Source organism: Vibrio sp. AH4 (assembly GCF_030710545.1).
Classification (GTDB): Bacteria; Pseudomonadota; Gammaproteobacteria; order Enterobacterales; family Vibrionaceae; genus Vibrio; species Vibrio metoecus.
Genome location: NZ_JALAIV010000001.1, coordinates 2,153,659 through 2,178,784 on the forward strand (window position 1 = coordinate 2,153,659; position 25,126 = coordinate 2,178,784).

General features: G+C 46.5%; 23 protein-coding genes. 19 read left to right on the forward strand and 4 right to left on the reverse strand.

Going from position 1 to position 25,126, the window contains the following annotated elements:
• Window positions 1-121: 121 nt before the first annotated feature.
• The 6 genes from MKA69_RS10130 (at window position 122) to MKA69_RS10155 (ending at window position 6,743) form a co-directional block, all read left to right on the forward strand.
• Window positions 122-1,507, forward strand: a complete 1,386-nt coding sequence (locus MKA69_RS10130) for a di-heme oxidoredictase family protein (RefSeq protein WP_305847955.1) — start codon at window positions 122-124, stop codon at window positions 1,505-1,507.
• A gap of 9 nt (window positions 1,508-1,516) precedes the next feature.
• Window positions 1,517-2,524 (forward strand): imelysin family protein, encoded by a 1,008-nt coding sequence (locus MKA69_RS10135; RefSeq protein WP_305847956.1) that lies wholly within the window; start codon window positions 1,517-1,519, stop codon window positions 2,522-2,524.
• A complete protein-coding gene (locus MKA69_RS10140) occupies window positions 2,514-3,590 on the forward strand; it encodes a DUF1513 domain-containing protein (RefSeq protein WP_195707101.1) in 1,077 nt (358 codons plus the stop codon). Before MKA69_RS10135 ends, MKA69_RS10140 begins: the two co-directional genes overlap by 11 nt.
• A gap of 171 nt (window positions 3,591-3,761) precedes the next feature.
• Window positions 3,762-5,330: a murein L,D-transpeptidase gene (locus MKA69_RS10145; RefSeq protein WP_305847957.1), complete on the forward strand. Its 1,569-nt coding sequence runs from the start codon at window positions 3,762-3,764 to the stop codon at window positions 5,328-5,330.
• 144 nt (window positions 5,331-5,474) lie between these two features.
• Window positions 5,475-6,023, forward strand: a complete 549-nt coding sequence (locus tag MKA69_RS10150; RefSeq protein ID WP_055050651.1) for a DUF882 domain-containing protein — start codon at window positions 5,475-5,477, stop codon at window positions 6,021-6,023.
• A 63-nt stretch (window positions 6,024-6,086) separates the two neighbouring features.
• Complete coding sequence (locus MKA69_RS10155) at window positions 6,087-6,743, forward strand: MBL fold metallo-hydrolase (protein WP_305847958.1); 657 nt, start codon at window positions 6,087-6,089, stop codon at window positions 6,741-6,743.
• Here the strand turns inward: MKA69_RS10155 and MKA69_RS10160 are convergent.
• On the reverse strand, window positions 6,740-7,423 hold the full coding sequence (locus tag MKA69_RS10160) for a DUF2982 domain-containing protein (protein ID WP_305847959.1): 684 nt from the start codon (window positions 7,421-7,423) through the stop codon (window positions 6,740-6,742). The two genes, MKA69_RS10155 and MKA69_RS10160, sit on opposite strands and share 4 nt — an antisense overlap.
• A 171-nt stretch (window positions 7,424-7,594) precedes the next feature.
• Between MKA69_RS10160 and MKA69_RS10165 the strand changes: the two genes are divergently transcribed.
• The 6 genes from MKA69_RS10165 to MKA69_RS10190 all read left to right on the forward strand — a co-directional run bounded on the left by MKA69_RS10165 (window position 7,595) and on the right by MKA69_RS10190 (window position 13,454).
• On the forward strand, window positions 7,595-7,981 hold the full coding sequence (locus tag MKA69_RS10165; RefSeq protein ID WP_305847960.1) for a hypothetical protein: 387 nt from the start codon (window positions 7,595-7,597) through the stop codon (window positions 7,979-7,981).
• Between the two features lie 350 nt (window positions 7,982-8,331).
• Entirely contained in the window at window positions 8,332-9,426 is a 1,095-nt protein-coding gene (locus MKA69_RS10170; protein WP_032469893.1) for a TRAP transporter substrate-binding protein, read from the forward strand.
• A 102-nt stretch (window positions 9,427-9,528) separates the two neighbouring features.
• Window positions 9,529-10,068, forward strand: coding sequence for a TRAP transporter small permease subunit (locus MKA69_RS10175; RefSeq protein ID WP_305847961.1), 540 nt, complete (start codon window positions 9,529-9,531; stop codon window positions 10,066-10,068).
• Between the two features lie 9 nt (window positions 10,069-10,077).
• The gene (locus MKA69_RS10180) at window positions 10,078-11,361 is read left to right on the forward strand and encodes a TRAP transporter large permease subunit (RefSeq protein ID WP_055028559.1); all 1,284 of its coding nucleotides are present in this window, start codon (window positions 10,078-10,080) and stop codon (window positions 11,359-11,361) included.
• A 106-nt stretch (window positions 11,362-11,467) separates the two neighbouring features.
• Window positions 11,468-12,823 (forward strand): cache domain-containing protein, encoded by a 1,356-nt coding sequence (locus MKA69_RS10185; RefSeq protein ID WP_055030757.1) that lies wholly within the window; start codon window positions 11,468-11,470, stop codon window positions 12,821-12,823.
• On the forward strand, window positions 12,816-13,454 hold the full coding sequence (locus MKA69_RS10190) for a response regulator transcription factor (RefSeq protein WP_000360434.1): 639 nt from the start codon (window positions 12,816-12,818) through the stop codon (window positions 13,452-13,454). Before MKA69_RS10185 ends, MKA69_RS10190 begins: the two co-directional genes overlap by 8 nt.
• 2 nt (window positions 13,455-13,456) lie before the next feature.
• Here MKA69_RS10190 and MKA69_RS10195 read toward each other — a convergent pair whose 3' ends face one another.
• Window positions 13,457-13,933: a MarR family winged helix-turn-helix transcriptional regulator gene (locus MKA69_RS10195; RefSeq protein ID WP_032469891.1), complete on the reverse strand. Its 477-nt coding sequence runs from the start codon at window positions 13,931-13,933 to the stop codon at window positions 13,457-13,459.
• Between the two features lie 362 nt (window positions 13,934-14,295).
• Between MKA69_RS10195 and MKA69_RS10200 the strand changes: the two genes are divergently transcribed.
• On the forward strand, window positions 14,296-15,900 hold the full coding sequence (locus MKA69_RS10200; RefSeq protein WP_055027157.1) for a BCCT family transporter: 1,605 nt from the start codon (window positions 14,296-14,298) through the stop codon (window positions 15,898-15,900).
• Window positions 15,901-16,040: 140 nt separating this feature from the next.
• On the opposite strand, the gene cod is transcribed toward MKA69_RS10200, so the two are convergent.
• Window positions 16,041-17,336 (reverse strand): chitin oligosaccharide deacetylase, encoded by a 1,296-nt coding sequence (cod, locus tag MKA69_RS10205; protein ID WP_305847962.1) that lies wholly within the window; start codon window positions 17,334-17,336, stop codon window positions 16,041-16,043.
• Between the two features lie 239 nt (window positions 17,337-17,575).
• Between cod and MKA69_RS10210 the strand changes: the two genes are divergently transcribed.
• From MKA69_RS10210 to MKA69_RS10235, 6 genes are all read left to right on the forward strand, one after another.
• On the forward strand, window positions 17,576-17,881 hold the full coding sequence (locus tag MKA69_RS10210) for a PTS sugar transporter subunit IIB (protein ID WP_055028556.1): 306 nt from the start codon (window positions 17,576-17,578) through the stop codon (window positions 17,879-17,881).
• Window positions 17,882-17,970: 89 nt separating this feature from the next.
• Window positions 17,971-19,302 carry a PTS sugar transporter subunit IIC gene (locus MKA69_RS10215; protein WP_000780645.1) on the forward strand — a complete coding sequence of 444 codons (1,332 nt, stop codon included), beginning with the start codon at window positions 17,971-17,973 and terminating at the stop codon, window positions 19,300-19,302.
• 53 nt (window positions 19,303-19,355) lie between these two features.
• Window positions 19,356-19,691, forward strand: coding sequence for a PTS lactose/cellobiose transporter subunit IIA (locus tag MKA69_RS10220; protein ID WP_055028554.1), 336 nt, complete (start codon window positions 19,356-19,358; stop codon window positions 19,689-19,691).
• A complete protein-coding gene (locus tag MKA69_RS10225; protein ID WP_055027154.1) occupies window positions 19,673-20,995 on the forward strand; it encodes a 6-phospho-beta-glucosidase in 1,323 nt (440 codons plus the stop codon). The genes MKA69_RS10220 and MKA69_RS10225 overlap by 19 nt, the downstream gene beginning before the upstream one ends.
• Window positions 20,996-21,018: 23 nt before the next feature.
• Window positions 21,019-21,777: a chitin disaccharide deacetylase gene (chbG, locus tag MKA69_RS10230; protein WP_055030761.1), complete on the forward strand. Its 759-nt coding sequence runs from the start codon at window positions 21,019-21,021 to the stop codon at window positions 21,775-21,777.
• Between the two features lie 100 nt (window positions 21,778-21,877).
• Entirely contained in the window at window positions 21,878-22,882 is a 1,005-nt protein-coding gene (locus MKA69_RS10235) for a LacI family DNA-binding transcriptional regulator (RefSeq protein WP_000101070.1), read from the forward strand.
• A gap of 77 nt (window positions 22,883-22,959) precedes the next feature.
• On the opposite strand, the gene mdoH is transcribed toward MKA69_RS10235, so the two are convergent.
• The gene (gene mdoH, locus MKA69_RS10240; protein ID WP_095476647.1) at window positions 22,960-25,113 is read right to left on the reverse strand and encodes a glucans biosynthesis glucosyltransferase MdoH; all 2,154 of its coding nucleotides are present in this window, start codon (window positions 25,111-25,113) and stop codon (window positions 22,960-22,962) included.
• Window positions 25,114-25,126 lie beyond the last annotated feature (13 nt).

The window sequence follows — 25,126 nt, forward strand, 5'->3', positions numbered from 1 at the left end:
ATCCCGCTTTGCGCGTATTACTATACTCAAACGACTTGGAGTTGCAGGTAACCAACACCGCTGCAGCTTCAAGTCGGAAGGGGATAAAAAGGGATTGGGTTGTTTTTATAGGAACAATGTCATGAAGTCCTCTTTATCTCTGCTGCTGTTGGGTGCCGTATTGAGCAGTTCTGCCTTGGCTGCGGAGATTAAATCGGGTGGTGATACTAGTACCACCAAGGAAGGGGCGAACGCCTTTTCTATGCCAGCGACCAATTTACCGATTACCAAGCGCCTTGATTTTAGTGTGGGGAACAGTTTTTTCCGTAACCCTTGGGTACCCGCACCCGCTTCAACGGATGCTCGTGATGGTTTAGGGCCTTTGTTTAACACCAACGGCTGTCAAAATTGCCACATCAAAGATGGGCGCGGTCATCCGCCAGAGCCTAATGATACCCATGCGGTGTCCATGTTAGTGCGCTTGAGCATTCCGGCCGTGACTGAGCAGCAGAAAGCGATTTATGCCCTCAATGGCGTTGTGCCTGAACCCACTTATGGTGGTCAGCTACAAGATTTTGCGCTGCCAGATCAAAAGCCCGAAGGGCGCATTCACATCACTTATGATGAAGTGGTGGTCACTTTCGCTGACGGTACGCCAGTCGCCTTACGTAAACCGAATTTGAAAATCTTGGATCTCGCTTATGGCGACATGCATCCGGATGTACAAATGTCGGCGCGGGTAGCGCCACCAATGATTGGGCTTGGGCTTTTGGAAGGGATTGCAGACCAAACCTTACTGGAGTGGGCAGATCCAGAAGATCGCGATGGTGATGGCATTTCTGGACGAGTCAACCAAGTCCGTGATGTACGAACGGGTGAAACTGCGATTGGCCGTTTTGGTTGGAAAACTGGGCAGCCTAACATCATGCAGCAAAACGCGGCCGCCTTTAATGGCGATCTGGGCTTAACCAGCCGCTTGTTTCCACAAGAAAACTGCACGGAAAAACAGACGCTATGCCGCGAGCTACCGAGTGGTGGTTCACCAGAGGTCAGCGACAATATTTTGGATTTTGTCGAGTTTTATGCTCAGCACTTAGCGGTTCCTGTGCGTCGCAACGTGCAAGATCCTCAGGTGCAATTGGGTGAAAAGCTGTTTGCCCAAGTGGGCTGCCAGTCTTGCCATAAAACAGACGTAGTGACTCAAGAAAATGCCGATCGGCCTGCACTCTCAAAGCAGCGTATCCAGCCTTACACAGATCTGCTATTGCATGATATGGGCGAAGGCTTGAGTGATGGTCGCCCGGAAGCGTTAGCATCCGCACGTGAGTGGCGTACTGCACCTTTGTGGGGAATTGGTTATACCCAAGAGGTGAATGGACACACCTATTTCTTGCATGATGGTCGAGCACGCAACGTGATGGAAGCGGTACTGTGGCACGGTGGTGAAGCGCAAGCGAGTCGCGACAAGGTACTGCAATTGGATAAAGCACAGCGTGAAGCGCTGATTGCCTTTTTGAATTCGCTTTAGGAGATGAGGATGAAAAAAACGCTGACTCTTTTGGCTCTGTCGCTACTGACCGCGTGTCAGAGTGCCTCATATCCTGACCATTCTAGCCAAGCGGTGTTCGAGTTAGAACGTGAATATGCGCGAACTCTCGCTGAGCAGACCGAACAGTTGCAGCAGAGTGTGACTCAATATTGCCAAGCGCCGAATGGCAATATCACACCACTTAAACAGCAGTGGCAAGCCAGTATGCAGGCGTGGATGCGTTTGCAAGGCCAGCAGCGTGGCCCGAGTGCGGCGCTGGATCTAAGTTGGAACATGCAGTTTTGGCCAGACAAAAAAGACACGACTGGGCATAAGATGAAGCAGTTACTGGCTCAGCCTCAAGCATGGACGGCGGATGACATCGCGAAACAGAGTGTTGCGGTGCAAGGTTTGGGTGCATTGGAATGGCTGATCTTCGATAGCAAATCGGCTTTATTGACTGAGCCGCAACAGGCATGCCCTACTGCGATGGCGATTAGCCACCATGTGCAGCGCAATGCGCAAAACATTGCTCAGGCTTGGCAAGATAACCCGTGGCAAACGCTGGATGAACAAGCGTGGCGAGCCGAGTACATCGCTCTGCTTTCTAATCAACTTGAGTTTGCTCTCTCTAAACTTAATCGACCACTGGCGAACATTGGTCAGCCACGGCCGTATTTTTCCGAATCATGGCGTTCTAAAACCTCGCTCAGTAATATGCGTTATAACTTGCTAGCGATTCAGGCGCTCTATCATGCCGATGGACAAGGGCTGGATGCCATGTTGCGCGGGCAAGGTATGGTAACGACGGCAGATCGCGTCTCCAATCAGCTCGTGGGGATTATCGAAACATGGCCGCAACAAGCCAGCCTGTTTGACATGCTGCAAACCAAAGCAGGGTATCGAGAGGTGTTAGCGTTGCGTGATAAGTTCGAACAACTGAACTACTTGCTGCACGATGAAGTCGCGGTGGGGCTTGGCGTAGTGATTGGGTTTAATGCAACCGATGGTGACTAATGCAACTCGCCGCAATTTGCTGAAAGCGGCACTGTTTGGTGGCTGTACACCTTGGTTGGTCAACGCTTGTAGCTCTACACCATCATCTGCGTGTGCCTTAATTGGCTGCGCGATTGAGGGGCGAGAGCGTTTCAGCGTGGTCATGGCCGATAGCGCAGGGCAAAAAATCGGCCAATTGCCTCTGCCAGCCAGAGGGCATGGGATTGCCATTCACCCTCATTTGCCACAGGCTGTGGCGTTTGCGCGGCGACCGGGGCAGTTTATGTCGGTGTTTGATTACCAAACAGCGCAACAAATTGTGCTGCGTCCTGCTGATGCACAGCGTTACTACTACGGGCATGGTGTGTTTTCGGCAGATGGCCGCTTTTTGTATGCTACGGAAGGGGAGCAAAAAACCAGCCGTGGCGTGATCGGCGTGTATGACGTTTCCGAACGCTATCAGAAAGTCGCTGAGTTCAGCGGCTTTGGTGTTGGCCCTCACGAAGTGATCTTGATGGCAGATGGTCGTTTGGTGGTAGGCGTTGGTGGTGTGCATACCTTTGGCCGTGAGGCATTGAATCTGGACACCATGCAGCCGAGTTTGACTTACCTATCTGCACAAGGTGAGGTATTAGAGCAAATCACGCTTGCCGATCGCCATTTGAGCATTCGTCACCTGGCGCATGATGGTGCGCAAACCGTCTTGTGTGGTCAGCAGTATCGCGGCCAGCCGGATGATTATCCGCCGCTAGTCGCCATGCACAAAGGCTCTGGGCCGCTCATTCCATTGCAAGCAGAGCCTGAGCAGTGGGCGCGTTTCAATCACTATATCGCAAGTATTGCTGCGACGGAGGAGTGGATTCTTGCGACTTCACCACCAGGAAATTGCTATGGAATTTGGTCTAAAGCCACAGGCGAACTGGTGGAGCTCGCTGCACTAGCTGATGCTTCCGGCGTCGTGGTTCGCCATGGTGCGTTTCAGGTGAGTTCAGGGTCGGGTAAGGTTATTTTGCAATCGGCACCAGAGCACGCTCAAACTCGCATGAGTAATGTGATGTGGGATAACCATTGGTCTGCAATTGGGTGACGAAATCTACTTGTCGAGTAAATACGGTTTTCACGTTCAATTTATTCATTATGCAGGAGAGAACAACGGACGATAAAAACGAGACATTGGTGAAAATATATCTATCAACAGCTTAAATTTGCGGCTGACCTTTGCCATACTTGATGCATCTCTGGCCACTAGGGCATCTTGATGAAAAGCAAAGTTGTTTTTGCTATCGCATTGTTATTCTTTGTTATTCCATGTTCTGCAGCTCAGCGTTTTGTTGAGTTGGGTTGGGTTGATTCTGCTTCTCCAGTTTATGAACAGATGGTTGACCCTGTGTTGGTCGAGCAAATTTATCAAAACAATAATGATCAGCTGTTGTGGAGTGATTTAGGCACTGCCAATCACTTTGAATCTCAGTTAGAAGTTATTCACCGTGCGGGAGTTAGCCCATTTTTTAAGAAGCAACTTCAGCAGTTAATAGCGTATCGTCAGCAAGATAAATGGCATGAATACGATCTGTTAGCGACCGATACCTTGTTACAGTACCTCAGTTACGCAGAACTTGCCCCGCAAATTGGGATTTCATGGTTCTTTGAAGGGCAGCTCGACAAACCGCTTGCTGCGCCGAGTGAAGAGGCACAGCTTGCCTTACATATGGCGATAGGCTCCCAAAACCTTGATCAACTGATTGAGGAATACACCCCCAAAGATCCCGCTTATCAGCAACTACTCCACACCTATCAATTTTTATTAGCGACCGAGTCTCATGACATTCCACTTTATGAACAAACGGGGTTAAAACGAGAGGGCGATTCGCTAACGCATCGTGATGCTTTATTACGCCGCTTGTCTCTAGTGAATCTTGACATTACGGATGTGCGTGAGGATGTGGCTTTCTATGATCAGACTTTGGTTAAACCGATTAAGCAGTTTCAGAGCATGCATGGTTTAAAAACTGACGGTGTAATTGGCCCTGAAACCATCAAATGGCTCAATAAGTCAGTGACTGAACGGGTGACTTTACTGGCGCTAAATGCTGAGCGCCTTCGCCTGTGGCCGATACCGCAAGACACAGTGATAGTAGTCAATGTGCCGGGTTTTGATATGAAATACTGGGATGCTGGGCGTGAAGTGTTTGAGGCTAAAGTGGTGGTTGGACGTGTGACTCGACCGACACCTGTGATGAACACCAAATTAGATTCGTTAATCATCAACCCGACTTGGAATGTGCCACGTAAAATCATGGTGGAAGATATCCTGCCGATGGTCAAACGTGATCACCAATATTTGGCTCAGCACCAAATTGAGATTATTCGAGGTTGGAGTGACCCTGAAGTGGTGGACCCACAAGAGATTGACTGGGCAACTGTTGACCCTGAAACCTTCCCATATCGGATGCGTCAACAGGCTGGAATACAAAATGCGCTCGGCATGTATAAGTTCAATACGCCAAACTCTCGTGCTATCTATTTGCACGATACACCGAGTAAGCATCTGTTTAATAATGCTGCTCGTGCTTTTAGTTCAGGCTGTATCCGTGTTGAAAATGCGCAGAAGTTTGCACAGACCTTATTGGAGCAACAAGGAATTGTGCTAAGTGATATACCGGATACAACGAAAACCATCGCGCTAAAGAAGCGAATCCCTGTACAAATCATCTACCAAACGGTTTGGTATGAAGGTGGAATATTGAATTATCGCGATGATATTTACCGCTATGACTCTCTAGCTCTTGGCAATGGTGATGCGTATCCAAAATTGACCAAAATTTGACAGCAGAAATTTTCCTTTATTGCTCAATGAATAAGCTAATTTCCTGTTTGAATTAGTGATAGCTAGCACGTTTTATGCATTTGATATCGAACCCAGAGTTCGGTACTTTCCGTACCGATAGAACCCAGTTCGGTAGGTAATAAAGTGCAGACAACACGACGAGACTTTTTAAAACTGACCGCAGGCGGATTGATTCTAGCTGCATGTACGCCAAGCATCGCGCTCGCAAGTTATGCCGCTAAGCCAAGAGAATTGGCCTTGAGTAATTTGCACACGGGCGAAAGCATTGAAACGCGTTATTTCAATGGTAAAAACTATGTGCGTTCAGAATTGAAGCGATTGAATTACTTGTGTCGTGATTTTCGTCGTGACGAAGTTCATCCCATGGACAAAGTGCTGTTTGATCAGTTATGCCAGATTCAACAGTTATTAGGCACTCAAGCGGAAGTGCATATTGTTTCGGGTTACCGCTCTCCTGCAACCAACAAACAGTTACGCAAAAAGTCAAAAGGCGTAGCGAAAAAAAGCTACCACATGTCCGGCCAAGCCATCGATTTTCGTTTAGATGGTGTTTCGTTGAAGAAAATCCGTGAAGCTGCGATTAGTTTGCAGGTCGGTGGGGTGGGTTACTATCCGAAAAGCCAATTTATCCATATTGACACCGGACCTGTGCGCCAATGGGTTGGAGCCTAACTTGTCAAAGGCAGGCGTTAGTGACATAGTGCCAGCCAATTAAGAATCAGACAGGATAGGTTTATGTCTTTACAATATCAGGTGGTGCCAGTTACGGCGTTTTCTCAGAACTGTTCGATCGTGTGGTGCGATGAAACCATGGAAGGGGTCGTTGTGGATCCGGGCGGTGATGTGAAGCAACTGGCGATGTTGATTGATGAACTTGGTGTGAAAGTGACCCAACTGGTACTGACTCATGGTCATCTTGATCATGTTGGTGGCACAGAACCACTGGCTGAAGCTCTTGGTGGTACTCGTATTGTCGGACCACACAAAGCCGATAACTTCTGGCTGCAAGGCTTGGAAGGGCAAAGTAAAATGTTTGGTTTCCCTCTTACTGAAGCGTTTGAACCGGATCAATGGCTGAATGACGGTGACGTGGTCAAGTTTGGTAATCAAGCCCTGCAAGTCCTTCATACACCGGGTCATACACCGGGCCATATCGTGTTGTTTAGTGATTCAGCTCGACTGGCGTTTGTCGGTGATGTGTTATTCAACGGCAGCATTGGCCGTACTGATTTCCCACAAGGGGATTTCAACACTCTCATCGCTTCGATTAAGAATAAGTTGTGGCCACTGGGCAACGATGTAACTTTCATTCCCGGCCATGGACCGAAATCGACTTTCGGACGTGAACGCGCAAGTAACCCTTACGTTGCCGATGAAATGCCACTCTATTAAACCGCTGTAAAACGGTACTCTGGCTCGGCCGCGGCAAGATAGCGCCGAGTCAGACCGACAAACTCTTCCGCGCTGCGATCTAAATCCTGTTCTGAGATAAATAGATCGTACCCAAAAAACTCACGCTGATGATGCATTCGATTAGCTAGCATGGCTTGTAACCCATGGTATTGATTGCCCTGTACATCGACGTAAGGCGTTGAGTCTAAAACCAAGTCTTCAAACTGATCTTGTCTCGCTTGTTGTTGAGCACCTAAATAGAGCAAAGCTCGTTGACTGAGCAGCACTTGGGTAGAAAGTCGCGGACAGATGCTATTAAGATAAGGTGCATACTCTTTTAAGCGAATCCCCACCCAAGGTAATGGCTGATGCCAGCCATCACGCTCATAGCTACATACGCCAATTTGGCTGATGTTATTCCACTTTACTACCCAACCACCTTGATAGAAATGTTGTTGAAAATGGGTGGTGGTTAAGGTGTACGCCACTTGCCCTTTGAGGATTAGCCAGTAAGCCAACGCAGCCCATGTAAAAAGGGCGAGTATGCCAACCAAAGCTTGCAGCGCTGTTTGTGCAAGCCAAAACACCCCGATGATGAGCACACTCGCAAGCAAGGCAAACCCAGCGAGGATCTTCGGGGTAAAATGCAGTTGATGATTGTAGAGCTGCAAGGTGGGCATAGGTTCCTCGTGTTAACGCACTTCGCACAAATTATAGCCATGCAAGCGGGAAGAAGATCAATTGTCGCGGAGAACTTGACCTCATCCCTACAAACCGGAGGCGTAATTTGTTATAAAGCGCGCTTCAAAATTTTACCACTGCCTTTGGGCAGTAAAATGGAGACCGACCCGATGAGACTCGCTCATAAGCGTAAAGTGCAGGCCAAGCTGCAAAAGCGCATTAAAGCCATCATTGCAAACCTTGCTACGGTAAAATCGAGCACGTCTGTGCAACAACAAGTACAGCCAGTGCACTCAAAGGCCCTTTCGGCAAACAAATCTAAGCAAGTGGCAGCGCCAACGGTGATTAGCCAACTGACTCCAAAACAGCAGCAAGTTCTTGATATTGTGCGTGATGCGGTTGAGGGTATTAACCCGAAAGCCATCGGTTTAATCGCTGGTCAAGATGAAGCGAAAGCTTCGGCATGGGCAGCTGGTGCACTCAAAAAACTGTTGGATGAGAAGCTGGTTGAGAAGAACCAAGCGGGTAATAAAGTTACTTATACATTAGCCGTGTAAGTTGTTTGCAAAGCTCCATTTTTGGAGCTTTGCCTTTCTACTACCTATGGTTCTCTGCGTTTGGCTGTACCTTTGTCACATTTTTTACTCTTTTCTTTAAACTCTCTCCCGAAAGAATTACTAGGTATTTTTCTAGTTAGACTGAGTTTGATTAGTCTTTATGTAACTGTTTTTAAATTATTTTAAAACTTCTCCTACGTGTTATTACTTACGACTAATAGCGAATTTGCCAACACGCTTTGTTAAGTGTCTGCGTGGTCTCGCCGATTTTTTCTGCCACTAAAATCCACCACATTGTTGACGAGCCTGTTGCAGGGTGCGCAGGTATTGATCATCAAGGACGTCAAACAATGAGTCTTATCCATCAATCTGTATCACGAGTTATGAAACGGAGTGTGCTGCTTATTGCAGCAGGTGTTGCGTTGCTAACCACTTCTGTTTTTGCAGAAGAGAAAGTGTATCGCTTAACGCTCGCCGAAACGTGGGGTCCCAATTTCCCCATTTTTGGTGACACCACTAAGAATATGGCGGCAATGGCAGAAAAAATGTCGAATGGCCGTTTGCAAATCCGTATTGATTCCGCGAACAAACACAAAGCCCCACTGGGTGTATTTGATATGGTGAAGTCGGGTCAATACGATATGGGGCATTCCGCTTCCTATTATTGGAAGGGCAAAGTGCCTAACACCTTGTATTTCACCTCGATGCCTTTTGGTATGACAACGGCGGAGCAATACGCGTGGTTTTATCATGGCGGTGGTATGGAGTTGATGGATAAAGTCTATTCTCCTCATAACATGCTCTCTTTCCCCGGTGGCAATACGGATGTGCAGATGGGCGGTTGGTTTCAAAAAGAGATCAATACCGTTGAAGACCTGCAAGGTTTAAAAATGCGAATCCCGGGTTTTGCGGGCGAAGTATTAGCCGAGCTTGGTGCCAAACCAACCAATATCGCTCCAGGAGAGCTGTATACCTCATTAGAGCGGCGCACGATTGATGCGTTAGAGTGGGTAGGCCCATCTCTTGATCTGCGTATGGGATTCCACAAAATTGCCCCTTACTACTACACCGGTTGGCATGAGCCTGCGACGGAACTGCAATTCTTAGTCAATAAGCGCACGTGGGAGAAGCTGCCAGAAGATCTGCGTGAAATCTTGCGTGTTGCGATGCGCACTGCCGCTTATGATATGTATGTTCAGTCTGTCCATGAAAGTGGCAAGAACTGGGTATCTATCACACAGGAGTTTCCTAATGTGAAAGTGAAAACCTTCCCAGCGCCGGTCATCAAAGCCCTGCGTGAAGCCAACGATCGTTTGTTAGCGAAACACGCGGCAGAAGATCCTCTCGCAAAAGAAATTCAAGAGTCACAAGCCAATTATCTAAAACAAACGCGCAGTTGGACTGATATCTCACTCCGCGCCTATCTCAACAGTGAAGCACAGTGATAAGCTGAACTGCGTGTGCAGGAAGCCTAAGAAAAGCACATAACGATAAAGCTCCGTGCACGTCAGTGACACGGAGCAATGTGATTAGACAGGGAGTTGGGAATGAGAAGTCTGATTTATATTGAACGGATGTTTAACCGTTTGAGTGATCTACTGGGGTGGATCTCCAGTATTCTGTTTATTTTATTAGTGGTGAACGTCGTGTATGACGTCATCATGCGCTATGCCTTTAACGATGTTTCCATCGCGTTTCAAGAACTGGAATGGCATCTGTTTGCCGCGGTGTTTTTGCTCGGCATTCCTTATGCGATTAAAGCCGGTGGGCACGTTCGAGTGGATATTTTCTATGAGCGTTTATCCCTTAGAGCACAAGCGGTAATTGATATTCTTGGCACTCTTTTCTTCCTTCTGCCGTTCTGTCTCTTAGTGGCTTATTTTGGGATCGACTTTGCCAAAGAGAGTTACGAGCTTGGTGAAACCTCGGGTGATCCGGGGGGCTTGCCGTATCGGTGGCTGATCAAATCTATGATTTCGGTTTCATTTATTTTTATGACGATCAGTGGATTAGGTTTATTGATCCACTCGCTCAATAAAATGTTCAATCTTCGTCTTATGCATGCCGACTTAAACCAGCCGAAGTAAGGGAAACGTATGATTGGTATTGTGATGTTTATCGTTGCCCTGTTTGCGTTATTACTGGGTTTTCCTGTTGCGTTTACTTTTGGTGGCATTGCGCTGATTTTTGGCGTTTGGGCTGAAGGCATCGAAATGTTCGCTTTTATGCCTTATCGCATTCAGTCGATTATGGAGAACACTGTCTTGATGGCAGTGCCACTGTTTGTGTTTATGGGCTTGGTACTGCAAAAAACCAAATTGGCTGAACAGTTATTAGAATCGATGGGGCGCCTGTTTGGTGGCATTCACGGTGGTGTAGCGATTTCTACCGTGTTAGTCGGGACTTTGCTGGCGGCATCGACTGGCGTAGTTGGTGCTTCAGTGGTTGCCATGGGGCTGATTTCATTGCCAGTTATGCTCAAATATCGCTACGACAAAGGCTTGGCCTGCGGCACGATTTGCGCATCGGGTACACTTGGACAAATTATCCCGCCCTCCATTGTTTTGATTCTGTTGGGGGATGTATTGGGTGTGCCGGTTGGGGATCTGTTCCAAGCGGCGCTGTGGCCGGGGTTAATGCTGGTTGCTGCTTACATTATTTACATCTTGATTTACGCCAAATTGAACCCGCAAGCCGCGATGCCTATCGCGCCGGATGCCGAGCTCTCTCGTCGTCAAGAAGTGATTAAAGCACTGAAAGCGGTGATCCCACCGTTAGCTCTGATTATTGTCGTGTTGGGATCTATATTCGCGGGCGTTGCCACACCGACAGAGTCGGCGGCATTAGGTGGTGCAGGGGCAATTTTACTGGCATTAGCTTACGGCCAGTTCAGTTGGCATATGGTGTATGACGCCTCTAAAGAAACCGTCAAAGTGACGGCGATGGTGTTTGCCATTTTGCTTGGTGCAACGGCATTCTCCATGGCCTTTACCTACACAGGGGGTGATGAGTTAGTTGAAGAATGGATGATGAATTTGCCTGGAGACAAGTGGGGTTTCTTGATTGTCACCATGCTGGTTATTTTGATCCTCGGTTTCTTCATCGATTTCGTGGAAATCTGCTTCATTATCGTACCCATCCTTGCACCAGTAGCTGTGCTATTGGATGTCAATATGACTTGGTTTGCGATCTTGATTGCGATGAACCTGCAAACATCGTTTTTAACGCCGCCGTTTGGCTTTAGTTTGTTCTACTTGAAAGGGGTTGCGCCCAAATCAGTCACAACCATGGACATTTATCGCGGTGTGGTGCCTTTTATTCTGATTCAGATCTTGGTGCTCATCTCACTGATGGCGTTTCCAAGTTTTTATGGAATGTGATCCGATTCAAGACTGAGCGCATTGAAATTCAATCGTTACGTACAAGTTGCTAGAGTGAAACTGCTTTTCGAAAGGTCGGAAAGCAGTTTTTGTATGAGGAAAAGGAATGCCTCTCAAAGCCAAATTGATTTTACTGGCTTTACTGCCTCTATTACTTGCAACGGCAAGTATCAGTTGGATTTCGATTCATCAAGCTAAAACCTTAGGTCAGCGTGAGGTCGAGATCTTTCGCGCTAAGTTGATTGAAGAGCGTGAAACTTCGTTAAAAGACAGTGTTGATGTGGCTTTCGACGCTGTGCGCTTAATCGCCGACAACCCGAACTTAACCGAAGCAGAAGCCCAAAAACAGGTGAAAGCCGTATTAACCAACATTCGCTATGGTTCTGATGGTTATTTTTTTGCGTACGATGCGCAAGGTACAAACTTAGTACATCCTACTCAGCCGGAATTGGTTGGACAGAACCTGTGGGAACTGCAAGATGAACGGGGCGATTACCTGATTCAAGCTCTGCTGTTCCAAGCTCAATCTGGTGGTGGTTATCATCAGTATTTATGGCGCAAACCTTCGACGGGAGAAACCGTACCTAAACTCAGCTATTCCGCTTGGCTTGATGATTGGCAATGGATGATTGGTACAGGTTTATACATTGAAGATGTCAGCCATGAAGTGGAAAAGATGCAAGCAGCGATCAATACCAACATTGATACCACTTTCTTCTCTGTCGTGGTGATTGTGATCATCACGGTCGCCGTGATCATAGTTCTCACTTTGGCGATTAACCTGCATGAGCATCGCTTAGCAGATAAAAACTTGAAAGATCTGGTGCATAAAACGGTGCTTTTTCAAGAGGATGAGAAGAAACATCTCGCACGTGAGCTGCATGATGGGATTAACCAACTTCTCGTTTCTAGCAAATGCCATCTTGAGTTGTTGGGAAGCCAGTTACAGAACCCGAAGCAGTTGATGCATTTAGAAAAATCGCAGTTTTCTTTAATGACCGCGATTAACGAAGTTCGGCGTATTTCGCATCATTTGCGCCCTAGTGCGTTGGATGATTTGGGTTTGCAAGCCGCGTTGACCACCTTGCTAGAGGACTTCAAGCTTCACTCGCAAATGGAGATTGAAATGCTGTTTGATACCCAGCCGGGAAGGTTAAAGTCAGAAGTGGCGACCACGCTATATCGTGTCGTACAGGAATCACTCAACAATATCGAAAAGCATGCCAAAGCACGGAAAGTCACTGTGCTATTACAGCAAATGGGTGACATGTTGCAACTCATGGTGCGGGATGATGGGGTGGGTTTCTCCAGTAAAGAGGCTTTGCAAAAGCGCGGCATTGGCCTGCGTAACATGCGTGAGCGGGTGGAATTCATTGGCGGTGAATTCGAACTAAGTAGTGAGCCACAACTCGGTACTGAAATCACGGTATTGTTGAAATTAGATGGATCAGTTTATGGATAAGCCAATCAGAGTAGTGATGGTGGATGACCATCAAGTGGTATTGGATGGTTTTATTGCCCGCTTAGAGCAAGAGCCTGAAATCGATGTGGTTGCAACGGCGAGCAATGGTTTAGAAGCATTGGAGTTAGTTAAACTGCATCAACCGGATGTGGTGTTGATGGATGTCAGCATGCCGATCATGAATGGTATTGACGCAACCCGCTTAATCAAAGAAGAAGTCCCGCACACCAAAGTGTTGATGCTGACGATGCATGATAATCGAGAGTACATCATGCAAGTGATGCAAGCCGGCGCAATGGGGTACATGCTCAAAGAAATTTCCGCGCTCAAAATGGTGCAGGCAATAAAAACCGTTCACCAAGGGGCGACGTATTTTTGTGAATCGACCACGTCCACACTGTTTAGCCAAGAAATCTTACCTATGGCGAATAAACCTAACCCACTTAGCCGCCGCGAAGAGGCAATTTTACGCCTCGTCGCACAAGGGTGTAGCAGCAAAAAAATTGCGACCTTGCTGAATATCAGTTATCGAACCGTAGAAACGCACCGCCAAAACATCAAGCATAAGCTCGATATTCACTCCACTGCGGAATTAGCACAATACGCATTACAACACGGCTTATTAGAGTAACTTTATTCCGGTTGAGTAATGCTGCCAATTGTGAGCATTGGGGCTGCATCCATGTCTTGCGCATTCATCATGGCTGAAATTCGTTGCACAGAGGAGAGAAGTAAACTCTGCTCCCAGTCTTGTAGCTGATGAAATTGCTCAACGAAACTTTCTTGCAAAGGCTGAGGGGCTTGGGCTAACAGTTTACGCCCTTCATCGGTTAAGTGAGCATGAACTTTACGTTTATCACTGTTACTACGCACGCGCTGCACATACCCATTGCGTTCTAATCTATCCAAAATAGTTGTGGCTGTGCCTTGGCTCATGTTGGTGTGAACCGCGAGTTCACGAATCGTGACTTGGCCTAAATCGTTAATTGAGCGCATCAAAATCAGTTGCGGGCCGGTGAGGCCTGCATCTTTATTGAGTTTTTTAGAGTGTAGATCGATCGCGCGGATGATCTGACGGAGTGCGACTAATACTTCTTCGTGCTTTTCCACAATGGTGCTCACATTACGATGACTCAAGCGCGAACCTTACCTCACTTCTTCTGTTTTTAAAAGCATTGAGCTCTTCTCTATTGAACGTCTGTTTTGCTAAATTGATTTCAATTAATATGTTTTGATATCAATGAATGTTGTGACTGTCAGTGTGTTCGCTTTAATCATGAAATATTCATTTATATCGGATAATTAGTGAATAAGTGCGTGTAAAACTGGATCTTATCTGTGATCTATGTAAAATAATCATGCTTTTTATGAATGGAATTAACAATGAGTACAAAGCAATTTGTGTTTTTTAAAATGAAAATGCTTTGTTGTCATTGTTATTGAGTTCGATTTATATGACTCTGAGAGGAAACATGACACAAGAAATTGATAAGTACAGTATCGACAATACGGACTACACCGTAGGTCAAGACAATGTACAAAAATGGGGATTCGATGTGCACAATCCTGTCTTTGGGATCAGTGCGGGTTTGATCGCAGCATTCTTGTTATTGGCAGTATTGGTGGATGCTCACCAAGCCAAAATAGGGTTAGACGCGATAAAACAGAGCATTATTGCCAGCTTTGATTGGCTATTTATCTGGTCGGGTAACCTTTTCCTATTGTTCTGCATCGGCTTGGTACTTTCACCGTATGGCAAGATCCGCCTTGGGGGGCAGGCGGCTAAGGCAGATCACTCTTTCCTATCTTGGTTAGCCATGCTATTTGCTGCCGGAATGGGGATTGGCTTGATGTTTTGGAGTGTTGCTGAGCCAGTTGCTTACTATACCGGTTGGTATGAAACCCCGCTGGGTGTGGAAGCAAATACCCCACAAGCTGCACAACTTGCGATGGGAGCAACGATGTTTCACTGGGGGCTTCATCCATGGGCGATTTATGGAATAGTGGCGCTCTCACTGGCTTTCTTTTGTTACAACAAGGGCTTGCCTCTTTCAATGCGTTCGGTGTTTTATCCTTTGCTGGGTGATCGAGCTTGGGGATGGGCAGGGCATATTGTCGATATTCTGGCGGTACTGGCGACCTTATTTGGTTTGGCAACCTCATTGGGGTTGGGTGCTCAGCAAGCGGCATCGGGCATTCACCACGTGTTTGGTTTTGAATCCGGTATTGGGTTACAAATTGTGGTGATCTGTGTAGTGACTGGCTTAGCCACCTTGTCTGTGGTGCGTGGTATTGATGGAGGAGTCAAAGTTATCTCAAACATCAATATGATTGTGGCGTTTTTACTGCTCGCACTCGTTGCGGTGATTGGTTATAGCGTGACGTTTTCTTCAATCCCGACCACGCTGTTAGCGTATTTGCAAAATATCATTCCGTTGAGTAATCCCCACGGCCGTGAAGATGAGGTGTGGTTTCAAGGTTGGACAGTATTCTACTGGGCGTGGTGGATTTCATGGTCTCCTTTCGTCGGTATGTTTATCGCCCGCGTCTCGAAAGGACGAACCATTCGTGAATTTATTGTGGCAGTATTGCTCATTCCAACATTAGTAACATTAGTTTGGATGTCGGTCTTTGGTGGCTTGGCGATTGACGATGTGATCAACAAGGTGGGTGTGTTGGGACAAAATGGCTTAACGGATGTGTCGCTAGCGATGTTCCAAATGTTTGATTCGTTAGCTTATGGCAATGTGCTTTCGATAATTGCTGTCATCCTTGTCTTGGTGTTTTTTATCACTTCATCGGATTCGGGTTCATTGGTGATCGACAGTATCACGTCAGGAGGTAAATTGGATTCTCCGGTACTGCAACGTATCTTTTGGGCTGTGTTAGAAGGGGCTGTGGCGATTGCCTTGTTATGGATTGGTGGAACAGAAGCCGTGCAAGCTCTGCAAGCGGGAGTGATTTCAACCGCGTTACCCTTCACCGTTATCTTATTGCTGATGTGTGTCAGTCTGTGGAAGGGGTTAAAAACAGAGCCTGAATTCACTGAACAATCGAAAATATTGCATCATCGTTAAGAATCTAAACCGAGCAATTTAACCAAAGGGTGACTCAAATAGGCGATAAGTTTTTCCCGAAAGGGTTCTCGATGTGTTCTCAAAAAAATGCGCGGAGCATTCTCCGCGCAAACTATCTTACGATAGATAGGAGCAGCTTTTTATAAAGCTGTGAATAAGGTGTTCTGAGTGTCTGGTGTCCAGTCTTGTTGAGAAACATGAGGGACATTAACTAAATAGCGCATGCCTTTATAGTTGACGATGTCTCCTTGTTCATAGGAAACATTAAGAGCCCAGTTGGTCGCTGGATCTGCGTTGGTCCATAAACTTGAAGTAGAAGAAGGCGCCCAGTCTTCTTGTGCAGTGTGAGTGGTCACTGCTTTGTACACGACGCCATCATGTAAAACATACTCTCCTGATTGATACGTTTTGCCAACGCTCCAAAGTGGAGTGTAGTTATCAATAGTATCAAAGACATAGCCAGCTTCTTTGGCGATACGGATAAACTCCGCAAGCTTAGGTAAGTTTTGCGTTGCCCCCATGCCACGTTTCCCGTCTTCAAATAGAAACTCGTGTGTTAGAACAATGACTTTATCTGCGTGAAGTGAGGTTCCGCAGGGAAATTCTTGAGCTTTTGAGTTAATCGGTTCGATGGTTGCTGGTGAGCAGTTATTCAAAGCGTTATCTACATAACGTAAAAAGGGCACGGCTTCGGTCAAGCTGTTGGCAGGCATCGGGATGCCCCAGTTTTCCGGTGCCCAGTCTACATCCCAACCATGGGATTGATAGCCTTGATTGGCTAGAATGTTTTGTACCTCAATCGAGGCTTTTACGCTGTTCGATGGGTTAACGGGATCGCAAACATAACCCGGTTCCCAAGGTTTTAAATTGTCTGATGTGGCGCATAAACCATCGGCTTGAAAGTGCTTTGTTACCCGCCAACCGTTGGTGTAAGGGAGGCGAGCCAGTTCATTACCTTTGTAATTTGGATAACTACGAATGGTTGGCAGATGTTTTTCTAGCGTGATCAGATTTTGCTCGAAAGTGGCCGCATCATGGACAGGATCTTGATAAGAGTTGATTTGATGATTACCCGTAACATTACACTCTGCACCACTGGTTGGGCCAAACTCTTCCACACAGTTGTGAATCATATGATCGTAGCTGTGGTTGCCGACAATGTGGCCTGAATCCAGTGCAAATTTGAGAGCCTCTAGAGCACGATCTTCATTCTCATCACCGATACCATCTAGGTGCCAAGCGTTAACATAAAATGTCGCTTTAACACCACCTTGGTTCAACACTTTTATCACTTCAATCGAGGCGTTGATCGGACCGTCATCAAAAGTCAGATAAATCGTACCTTTCGGTGTGCTGGTAGCAAGTGAGGGAGCTGACATAGCGAAAGCCATTGCAGTAAATAAAGCCAGTTTTTTTAATTTCATATTCATTTCCATTTATTTAAATAAGAAATTTAGGGTGACGTTGTTAGTGTTTATATTGATAGAAATAACAAGTTTCTAGCGGCACTTATTTATTTTCTCTGATTATCCTATCCAGAAGTACATCAATAAAAATAGCGTTAACTATCTGAAATGGGATTTTGTTCACGAATAACGCAACCGGTTGCGCTTTTTAATGTGCATTTTATTTGCTACAGTTTTTAGGTCGATATTTGAACAAGGGACGTTTGAGCATGAAAAAAATCCTACTCTGTTGTAGTGCGGGTATGTCTACCAGTATGTTAGTAAAGAAAATGCAGCAAGCTGCTGAAATTAAAGGAATTGAATGTAAGATTGATGCGCTGTCAGTGAATGCATTTGAAGAGGTGATCCAGGAATATGATGTCTGTCTACTGGGGCCACAAGTCCGTTTTCAGCTAGAAGAGTTACGCAAGACAGCTAACGAATACGGTAAAAATATTGCTGCCATCTCTCCTCAAGCTTACGGCATGATGAAAGGTGATGAGGTTCTTCAGCAAGCATTAGATTTAATTAACTAAATATTTCTTTGACTGAAAATATTGCCACTCAACTCTCATCGATTAAATGAGGGTAGGGTAAGTCTTTATCTAAATATAAGGTGAATTCTATGAAGCTTTATGATGCGATAATTGGAATCGTAGAGAAGCATATAGCGCCCATTGCGGCAAAGGTGGGGAATCAACCCCATGTGAGAGCGATGCGTGACGGCTTTATTGTCGCGATGCCATTTATTATTGTGGGTAGTTTTATTTTAATTTTTGCTTTTCCTCCTTTTGCTGAAGATACCACGAACACCTTTGGCCGGGTGTGGTTAGATTTTGCTACAACCCACTTCGATATGATCATGATGCCTTTTAATATGTCGATGGGAATCATGACGATATTTGTTTCATTGGGTGTGGCATACAGCTTAGCGAAAGCCTACAAAATGGACGGTATTACGAGTGCGGTGCTGTCATTAATGAGCTTTTTGTTGGTCGCAGCTCCCGCTAAAGATGACACACTATCTATGGCTCACATGGGGGGAACTGGGATCTTCACTGCGGTGATGTGTGCTTTTTTTGCGGTGGAGCTGTACCGCTTTATGAAAAAACATAACATCACCATTCGTATGCCTGAGCAAGTTCCCCCCGCGATTGCTCGCTCATTTGAAGTTTTGTTGCCTGTTCTAGCGATTTTTGTGACGCTTTATCCGCTGAGCCTTTTCGTACAAGCCGAGTATGGCATGTTGATCCCTGATGCGGTTATGGCGATGTTTAAGCCCTTGATCAGTGCTTCAAATACCTTGCCAGCCATTATTGGTGCACTGTTAGTGTGTCAGTTGTTGTGGTTTGCAGGGATTCATGGCGCTGCGATTGTTGTGGGCTTACTGTCTCCCATCTTCTTAACCAATATTAGTGCCAATATCGATGCATTCGTTACTGGGCAGCCTGTGCCGAATATTTTTACTCAACCGTTCTGGGATTTTTATATTTTCATTGGTGGCTCTGGGGCAACACTCGCGCTCGTTATTCTGATGTCGTTCAGCCGTTCTGCACACCTGAAAAGTATCGGTCGAATGAGTGCGGTTCCTGGATTTTTCCAAATCAACGAACCAGTCATTTTTGGTAGCCCTGTGGTGATGAACCCAATTCTATTCCTGCCATTTGTTTTTGCTCCGGTGATTAACGCTACGATCTCTTATTTCGCTATCCAGCTAGGTTTTGTTGGTATGGGGGTTGCGACGACACCTTGGACTACGCCGGCGATTATCGGTGCATCTTGGGGAAGTGGTTGGACATTGACTCCTGTGTTGCTGGTTATAGGTTTGCTTATTCTTGATCTGTTCATCTACTTACCGTTCTTCAAAATGTTTGAAAAACAAGTGCTTGAACAAGAACAGCCGACAGAGGTGAAGGCCAAAGCCGCTGAACCTAGCGGACAAGGTGTGACGGCATAATCGTATGAACTAAGGTTGCCCATGTTGGGTGGCCTTAGCATAGGGAGAGAGATATGGAACAAGAAATGGTCGTGATGGAAATCATCTGCAATGCCGGTGAGGCGAGAAGTCTGTGTTATGAGGCATTGCGTTTGTCGCGAACAAAATCCTTTGATCTGGCAGAAGATAAATTGCGTCAAGCCAAAGAGTGCTTAAATAAAGCCCACCTCATTCAAACCCAATTGATTGAAGAGGACCAAGGTGAAGGCAAAGTATCGATGACCTTAGTGATGGTGCATGCTCAAGATCACTTAATGACCACAATACTCGCACAAGAAATGGCAACAGAGATGGTGGCCTTACACAAACAGCTAGCGAGTGAGGGAACGAAATGTCTCGAAATGCATTAAAACTGGCGATCATCGGCGGGGGGAGCAGCTATACCCCCGAGTTGGTTGAGGGTGTTCTTAAAAGATTAGAGTTTCTTCCAGTCAAACAATTGTACTTTGTCGATATTGAAGCAGGGGCGGAAAAGCTACATATCATTCGTGAACTCGCCCAAAGAATGGTTGACAAGGTTGGGGCTGACATCGAAATAAAAGCGGGATTTGATCGCCGAGAGGCGATTGCCGGTGCGGATTTCATCATGACTCAGTTCCGTGTTGGAGGACTAGCGGCAAGAGCGAGTGATGAGCGTATTCCATTGAAATATGATGTGATTGGGCAAGAAACCACAGGGCCTGGTGGTTTTGCTAAAGCACTTAGAACAATCCCCGTCATATTGGATATTTGCCGAGATATTGAAGAGCTCGCCCCCAACGCTTGGATGCTGAATTTTACCAATCCTGCGGGTTTGGTTTCTGAAGCCGTCAGTAAGTATTCGAAAGTCAAAAGTATAGGATTATGTAATGTTCCAGTTTCTATGCAGATGATGATTGCGGAAATGATGGAGTGCGACCCGAAAGCGTTGCAGCTTGAATTTGCAGGTTTGAACCATTTGGTTTGGGTTCATCAAGCATGGCTTGATGGACAAAACATTACCCAAACTGTATTGGAGAAAGTCGGTGATGGTGCCAATTTCAGTATGAAAAATATCTGGGAGGAACCGTGGGATCCTGAGTTTTTAAAAGCACTCGGTGCAATACCTTGTCCATACCATCGTTACTTCTATCAAACCGATGCCATGCTCGCAGAAGAGCAGCACAGTGCGCAAGAGAAAGGAACGCGAGCTGAGCAGGTTATGGCAACTGAGAAAGCGTTATTTGAGCTTTATCAAAACCCTAATCTAGACCATAAGCCTAAAGAATTGGAAGCCCGTGGTGGTGCGTACTATTCGGATGCATCGTTAAACCTAGTGGATGCTATATACAACAATCGTAATGGAATTCATGTGGTCAATGTTCTCAATAATGGGGCGATCAGTTCATTACCGCATGATGCGGTGATTGAGTGTAGTGCGGTGGTGGGAAGTTGGGGAGCAAAACCGATTACGGTCGGAGAGCTTTCACCGAAAATCAGTGGTTTGCTACATCAAGTAAAAGCCTATGAACAGCTTGCAATTGAAGCGGCGGTGCATGGTGATTACCACCTTGCATTAATGGCTCTAACGAATAACCCTCTCGTCCCCGATATTGGTCGAGCAAAAGCGATTTTGGATGATATTCTGCGTGAAAATGCGGCTTACTTACCTCAGTTTAAACTGACGTCGTTGTAACTTTGCTTAAGGTGAATCTCGAGATGAAGGTAATTTTTAACGCCGATGACTTTGGGCTGACGCCAGGGGTGAATGAAGGCATCGTCAAAGCACATCGTGATGGGGTGGTGAAATCAACAACCTTGATGGTAGGCATGGATGCGGAACGGCATGCTGTTGAATTGGCTAAACAGTACCCTGAGTTAAAAATCGGCCTTCATCTGAGATTTACGACAGGGCGTCCTTTAACGGGCGAAAAAAATTTAACACATGAAAATGGTCTGTTCACGTCCTATCGGGACTTCTGGAAACGAAGGGACTATCAACCACTGGCGATTTATCATGAAGCGGTTGCTCAAGTGGAACATTTTCTTCAATTAGGTCTTACATTGAGTCATTTAGACAGCCATCATCATGCGCATACGCATCCACAATTTGCCCCTATCATTTATGAAGTGGCGCAAAAATATCAAGTGCCACTGCGAACTGTAGGGCTTGCCGGTGAGGAAGCGTTTGGGTGTCGTTATCACTTTACTGATTTTTTCTACGATGAACGTTTGAGCATCGAGCGATTGGTTAATCATTTACTTGAACTAAAGAGCCGTTTCGAGCTTGTTGAGGTTATGTGCCACCCAGCTTATGTTGATGCATTATTGGAACAGTGCAGTGGTTATGCAAAGCAAAGGGAAGAAGAACTGCGAATTTTAACCAGTTCACAATTAATACAAATGTTGATTATGCATGATATCGAAGTCACGGATTATTCGGCTTTGGTTTCTGCTCCTAGTCACTCCTGTGTATGATGAATTTTGTCTCGCCGAGTTGCCGTTTTCATGACGGTTTGTCGTGAGAACTGGCAGTTCCTTGTTTTTCTGAAGTTTCAGACTTCCTATAGGCTCTAATATGGCAAGAATTAAAGATGTCGCTGAACTCGCAGGTGTCAATCGATCCACCGTATCCAGAATCATTAATGGTGAGGGCAAATTTAAAGAAGAGACTCGGCGTAAAGTTGAGCAAGCTATGTCTCAGCTTAATTATCGTCCGAGCGCTATCGCACGTTCTCTAGCGACGTCCTCATCCAATATCGTAGGCTTGTTGGTCACCTTTTATACGGGGGGATTTTTTGGTGAGATGATGGAACAGGTGCAAACAGAATTAGATATGCACCAAAAGTTTTTGATCACCGCCCAAGGTCATCACACTGCCCAAGGAGAGAGAGACGCAATCCAACGTTTCCATGATCTGCGTTGTGATGGTTATGTTTTGCACAGCCGATACTTATCTGATGATGATTTACGAATTTTGGCTCAGCAACCGACGCCTTTTGTGCTGCTAGATCGTCATGTTGAAGGTTTGGAAGATCGCTGTATTACTTTCGATCATCGTGGTGCAAGTCAATTGGCTGTAAATCATTTATTGAAGCAAGGACATAAGAACATAGCGTGTATCACTGGGCCGTCACATCGGCACAATAGCCGCTTACGCCTACAAGGTTATCTCGATGCTTTAAATCATGCAGAGATTGCGCCAACGCAGACGCTATGTGCTGAGGGCAACTATGGTCGACATAGTGGTTATGTTGCGATGCAGCAGCTGTTAGAGCGACACCCAGATATTACGGCCGTTTTTTCTTGCAGCGAAGAGATGACGACGGGGGCACTGCAATATCTGCATGAACAGCGTATCTCAGTGCCTGAACGAATCTCACTGGTGAGTTTTGATAGTGTTGATTTGTGCGAAAGTTTATATCCGACGGTAACGGCGGTGCATTTCCCTATCAGTGAAATGGCCCGAGCCGCTGTTCAATCCTTGATCGCAATGGTGAAACAGCAACCGCTCTCTGGCTTGCAGTGTTTTAGTCCAATCTTAAAAACGCGTAACGCAGACCAAGCCTTATCGCATGTCTAACATCTGAAAGTAAGGGTAAGGAAAGATTTGATGCGTGTCGCTTAACCAAACTTGGTAAGCGACACGAAGATGGGGGCTTAACACACCGTTGGTGGTAGTTTTGCGACTTGCTGTATCAGGAGCGGGTTACCCAAAACATAGCTCAGTTCTACTTTGGTCAGCAACGCTAATAAGCTCTCTTGGCTTTCCGCTTCTTGTACTTTGATGCGAGCCACTGCATCTAAAGGTTCAATCGCCGAGCCTGGCTGACGAGAGGGGAGTTTATCCATCATAGCAATATGCAGCGCAATGAGATTATGGTCGGCAAGAACCATTCGTGCACTCCATACTTCCTGTAGATCAACCACATACTCTTCACGACGAGCCTGCGCTGCCAGTACAATAGCTGGCGTTTCGATCTCTTCTGGTGTAGCAAGAATACGCATTTTCTTAAACCACGAACCAAGAGCGTGTGACGCCGTGATCCCTGAGAGAGGAACCGAGAGCCATAATCCAATCAGAGCGGGTGACATCCAGGCTAGCAGTGTCCAAGAATCAAGCATGGCTGCATAACCAAGCAAGAGACCTGCCGTCATGTGCCAGCGATGTCGGTAGAGTAAGTCTTTGATGGGTAAACTGCCATCATCTCGACGTTGCGGTGCCCAGCCACTATCTCGACCAAACAGGATCGAGACAACGGCACCACAGTGAATCAACATCATGATTGGAGCGACTAATGCTGAAAGCAAAATTTCAGTCATCGCACTGAGCATGACTTTAAAGCGCCCACCCAAAGTGCGACACATTTCGCCATCAAACATCAAGAGCAGCAAGCCGAAAATTTTCGGACTGAATAGGATGCCCATGGTGATATAGAACAGCTGTAATGCTCGGGCTGAGTCCATTACTGGCCATGTTGGGAATAGTGAGAACTGCTCAGTAAAGTATTCCGGGCGAATAAAGTGTGCTTGCAGTGCGAGCAACAAACCAGACAAGATCAGCAATAACCAAAATGGCGAAGAGAGATAAGACATAATGCCAGTGGTTAAATGTAAACGGCTAATCCAGTGTAGACCTTTGGAACCGATGATTCGGCTGTGTTGTAGGTTGCCTTGACACCAACGACGATCGCGCACCGCCAAATCGATGATTGACGGTGGACACTCTTCAAATGAACCGCTCAAATCAGCCGCAATGGTGACACTCCAACCAGCACGACGAATCAATGCGGCCTCAACGAAATCGTGACTTAGGATATGGCCACCAAATGGTGGACGACCAGATAAGTGAGGTAGCCCAGCTGCACTCATGAAGGCTTCAGTGCGAATAATCGCATTATGTCCCCAGAAGTTGCCTTCTTTTTGTACCCACCAAGCTAAGCCTGTTCCGACGATAGGACCATAAATTCGTGCGGCAAATTGCTGCACGCGAGCCATGAGGGTGGTACCGTTGATCAGGGCAGGAATCGTTTGAATTAAGCCAGCATCGGGATCACTTTGCATACGTTGAGCCAACGAAATCATAGTGCTTGGCTGCATCACACTGTCAGCATCCAAAACCAATAAGTGATCGTACGCTGAGCCCCAACGGCGGCAGAAGTCTGCGATATTACCTGCTTTACGCGCAATATTCTTACGACGGCGGCGGTAGTATACGTTGGCTTGGCCTGCGGTTTGTTGGCGCAGTAACCAGAACGCTTGTTCTTCGGCTAAGGCCACTTCAGGATCGGTGGTGTCACTGAGAATAAACCAATCAAATGCATGACCATGCTCTGTTTTCGTAAGCGCTAAGGCCATGGTTTCAACCGCGGCAAAAACACGATCAGGTGACTCGTTGTAGGTCGGCATCAAGATCGCGGTGCGCGTGGTCAAAGGTTGTTCAACGACAGTGACTTTTTTGCGACTCGTTAAAACGAAGAAGCCCGCGATTGAGCTAGAAAACGCCAGAGCGATCCAACAGAAGTTGATGGCGAATAGGACTAGTACGGCATACTCGATCGGGGTTAAGCCACCCACTAAAAATACACCGCGCATTTCAAAGATTGCAAAAGCAGAAAGCAGTAACGCAAAGCCAACAACGAACACGCGGCGTAGCGGGTTGGATTTTACTCCATCCGCTTGAATGGGAGAGCGAGGAAAACCTTCACTGAGTCGTTTTAGGTTTTGCTCTGGCATTTCACCGTGTTGTTCTGGCGGCATAGCAGCACCTCCCATTAACTGGGAGGCACCTTGTTCAACCATAGGGTTTGTCATAAAAAATCCGAGA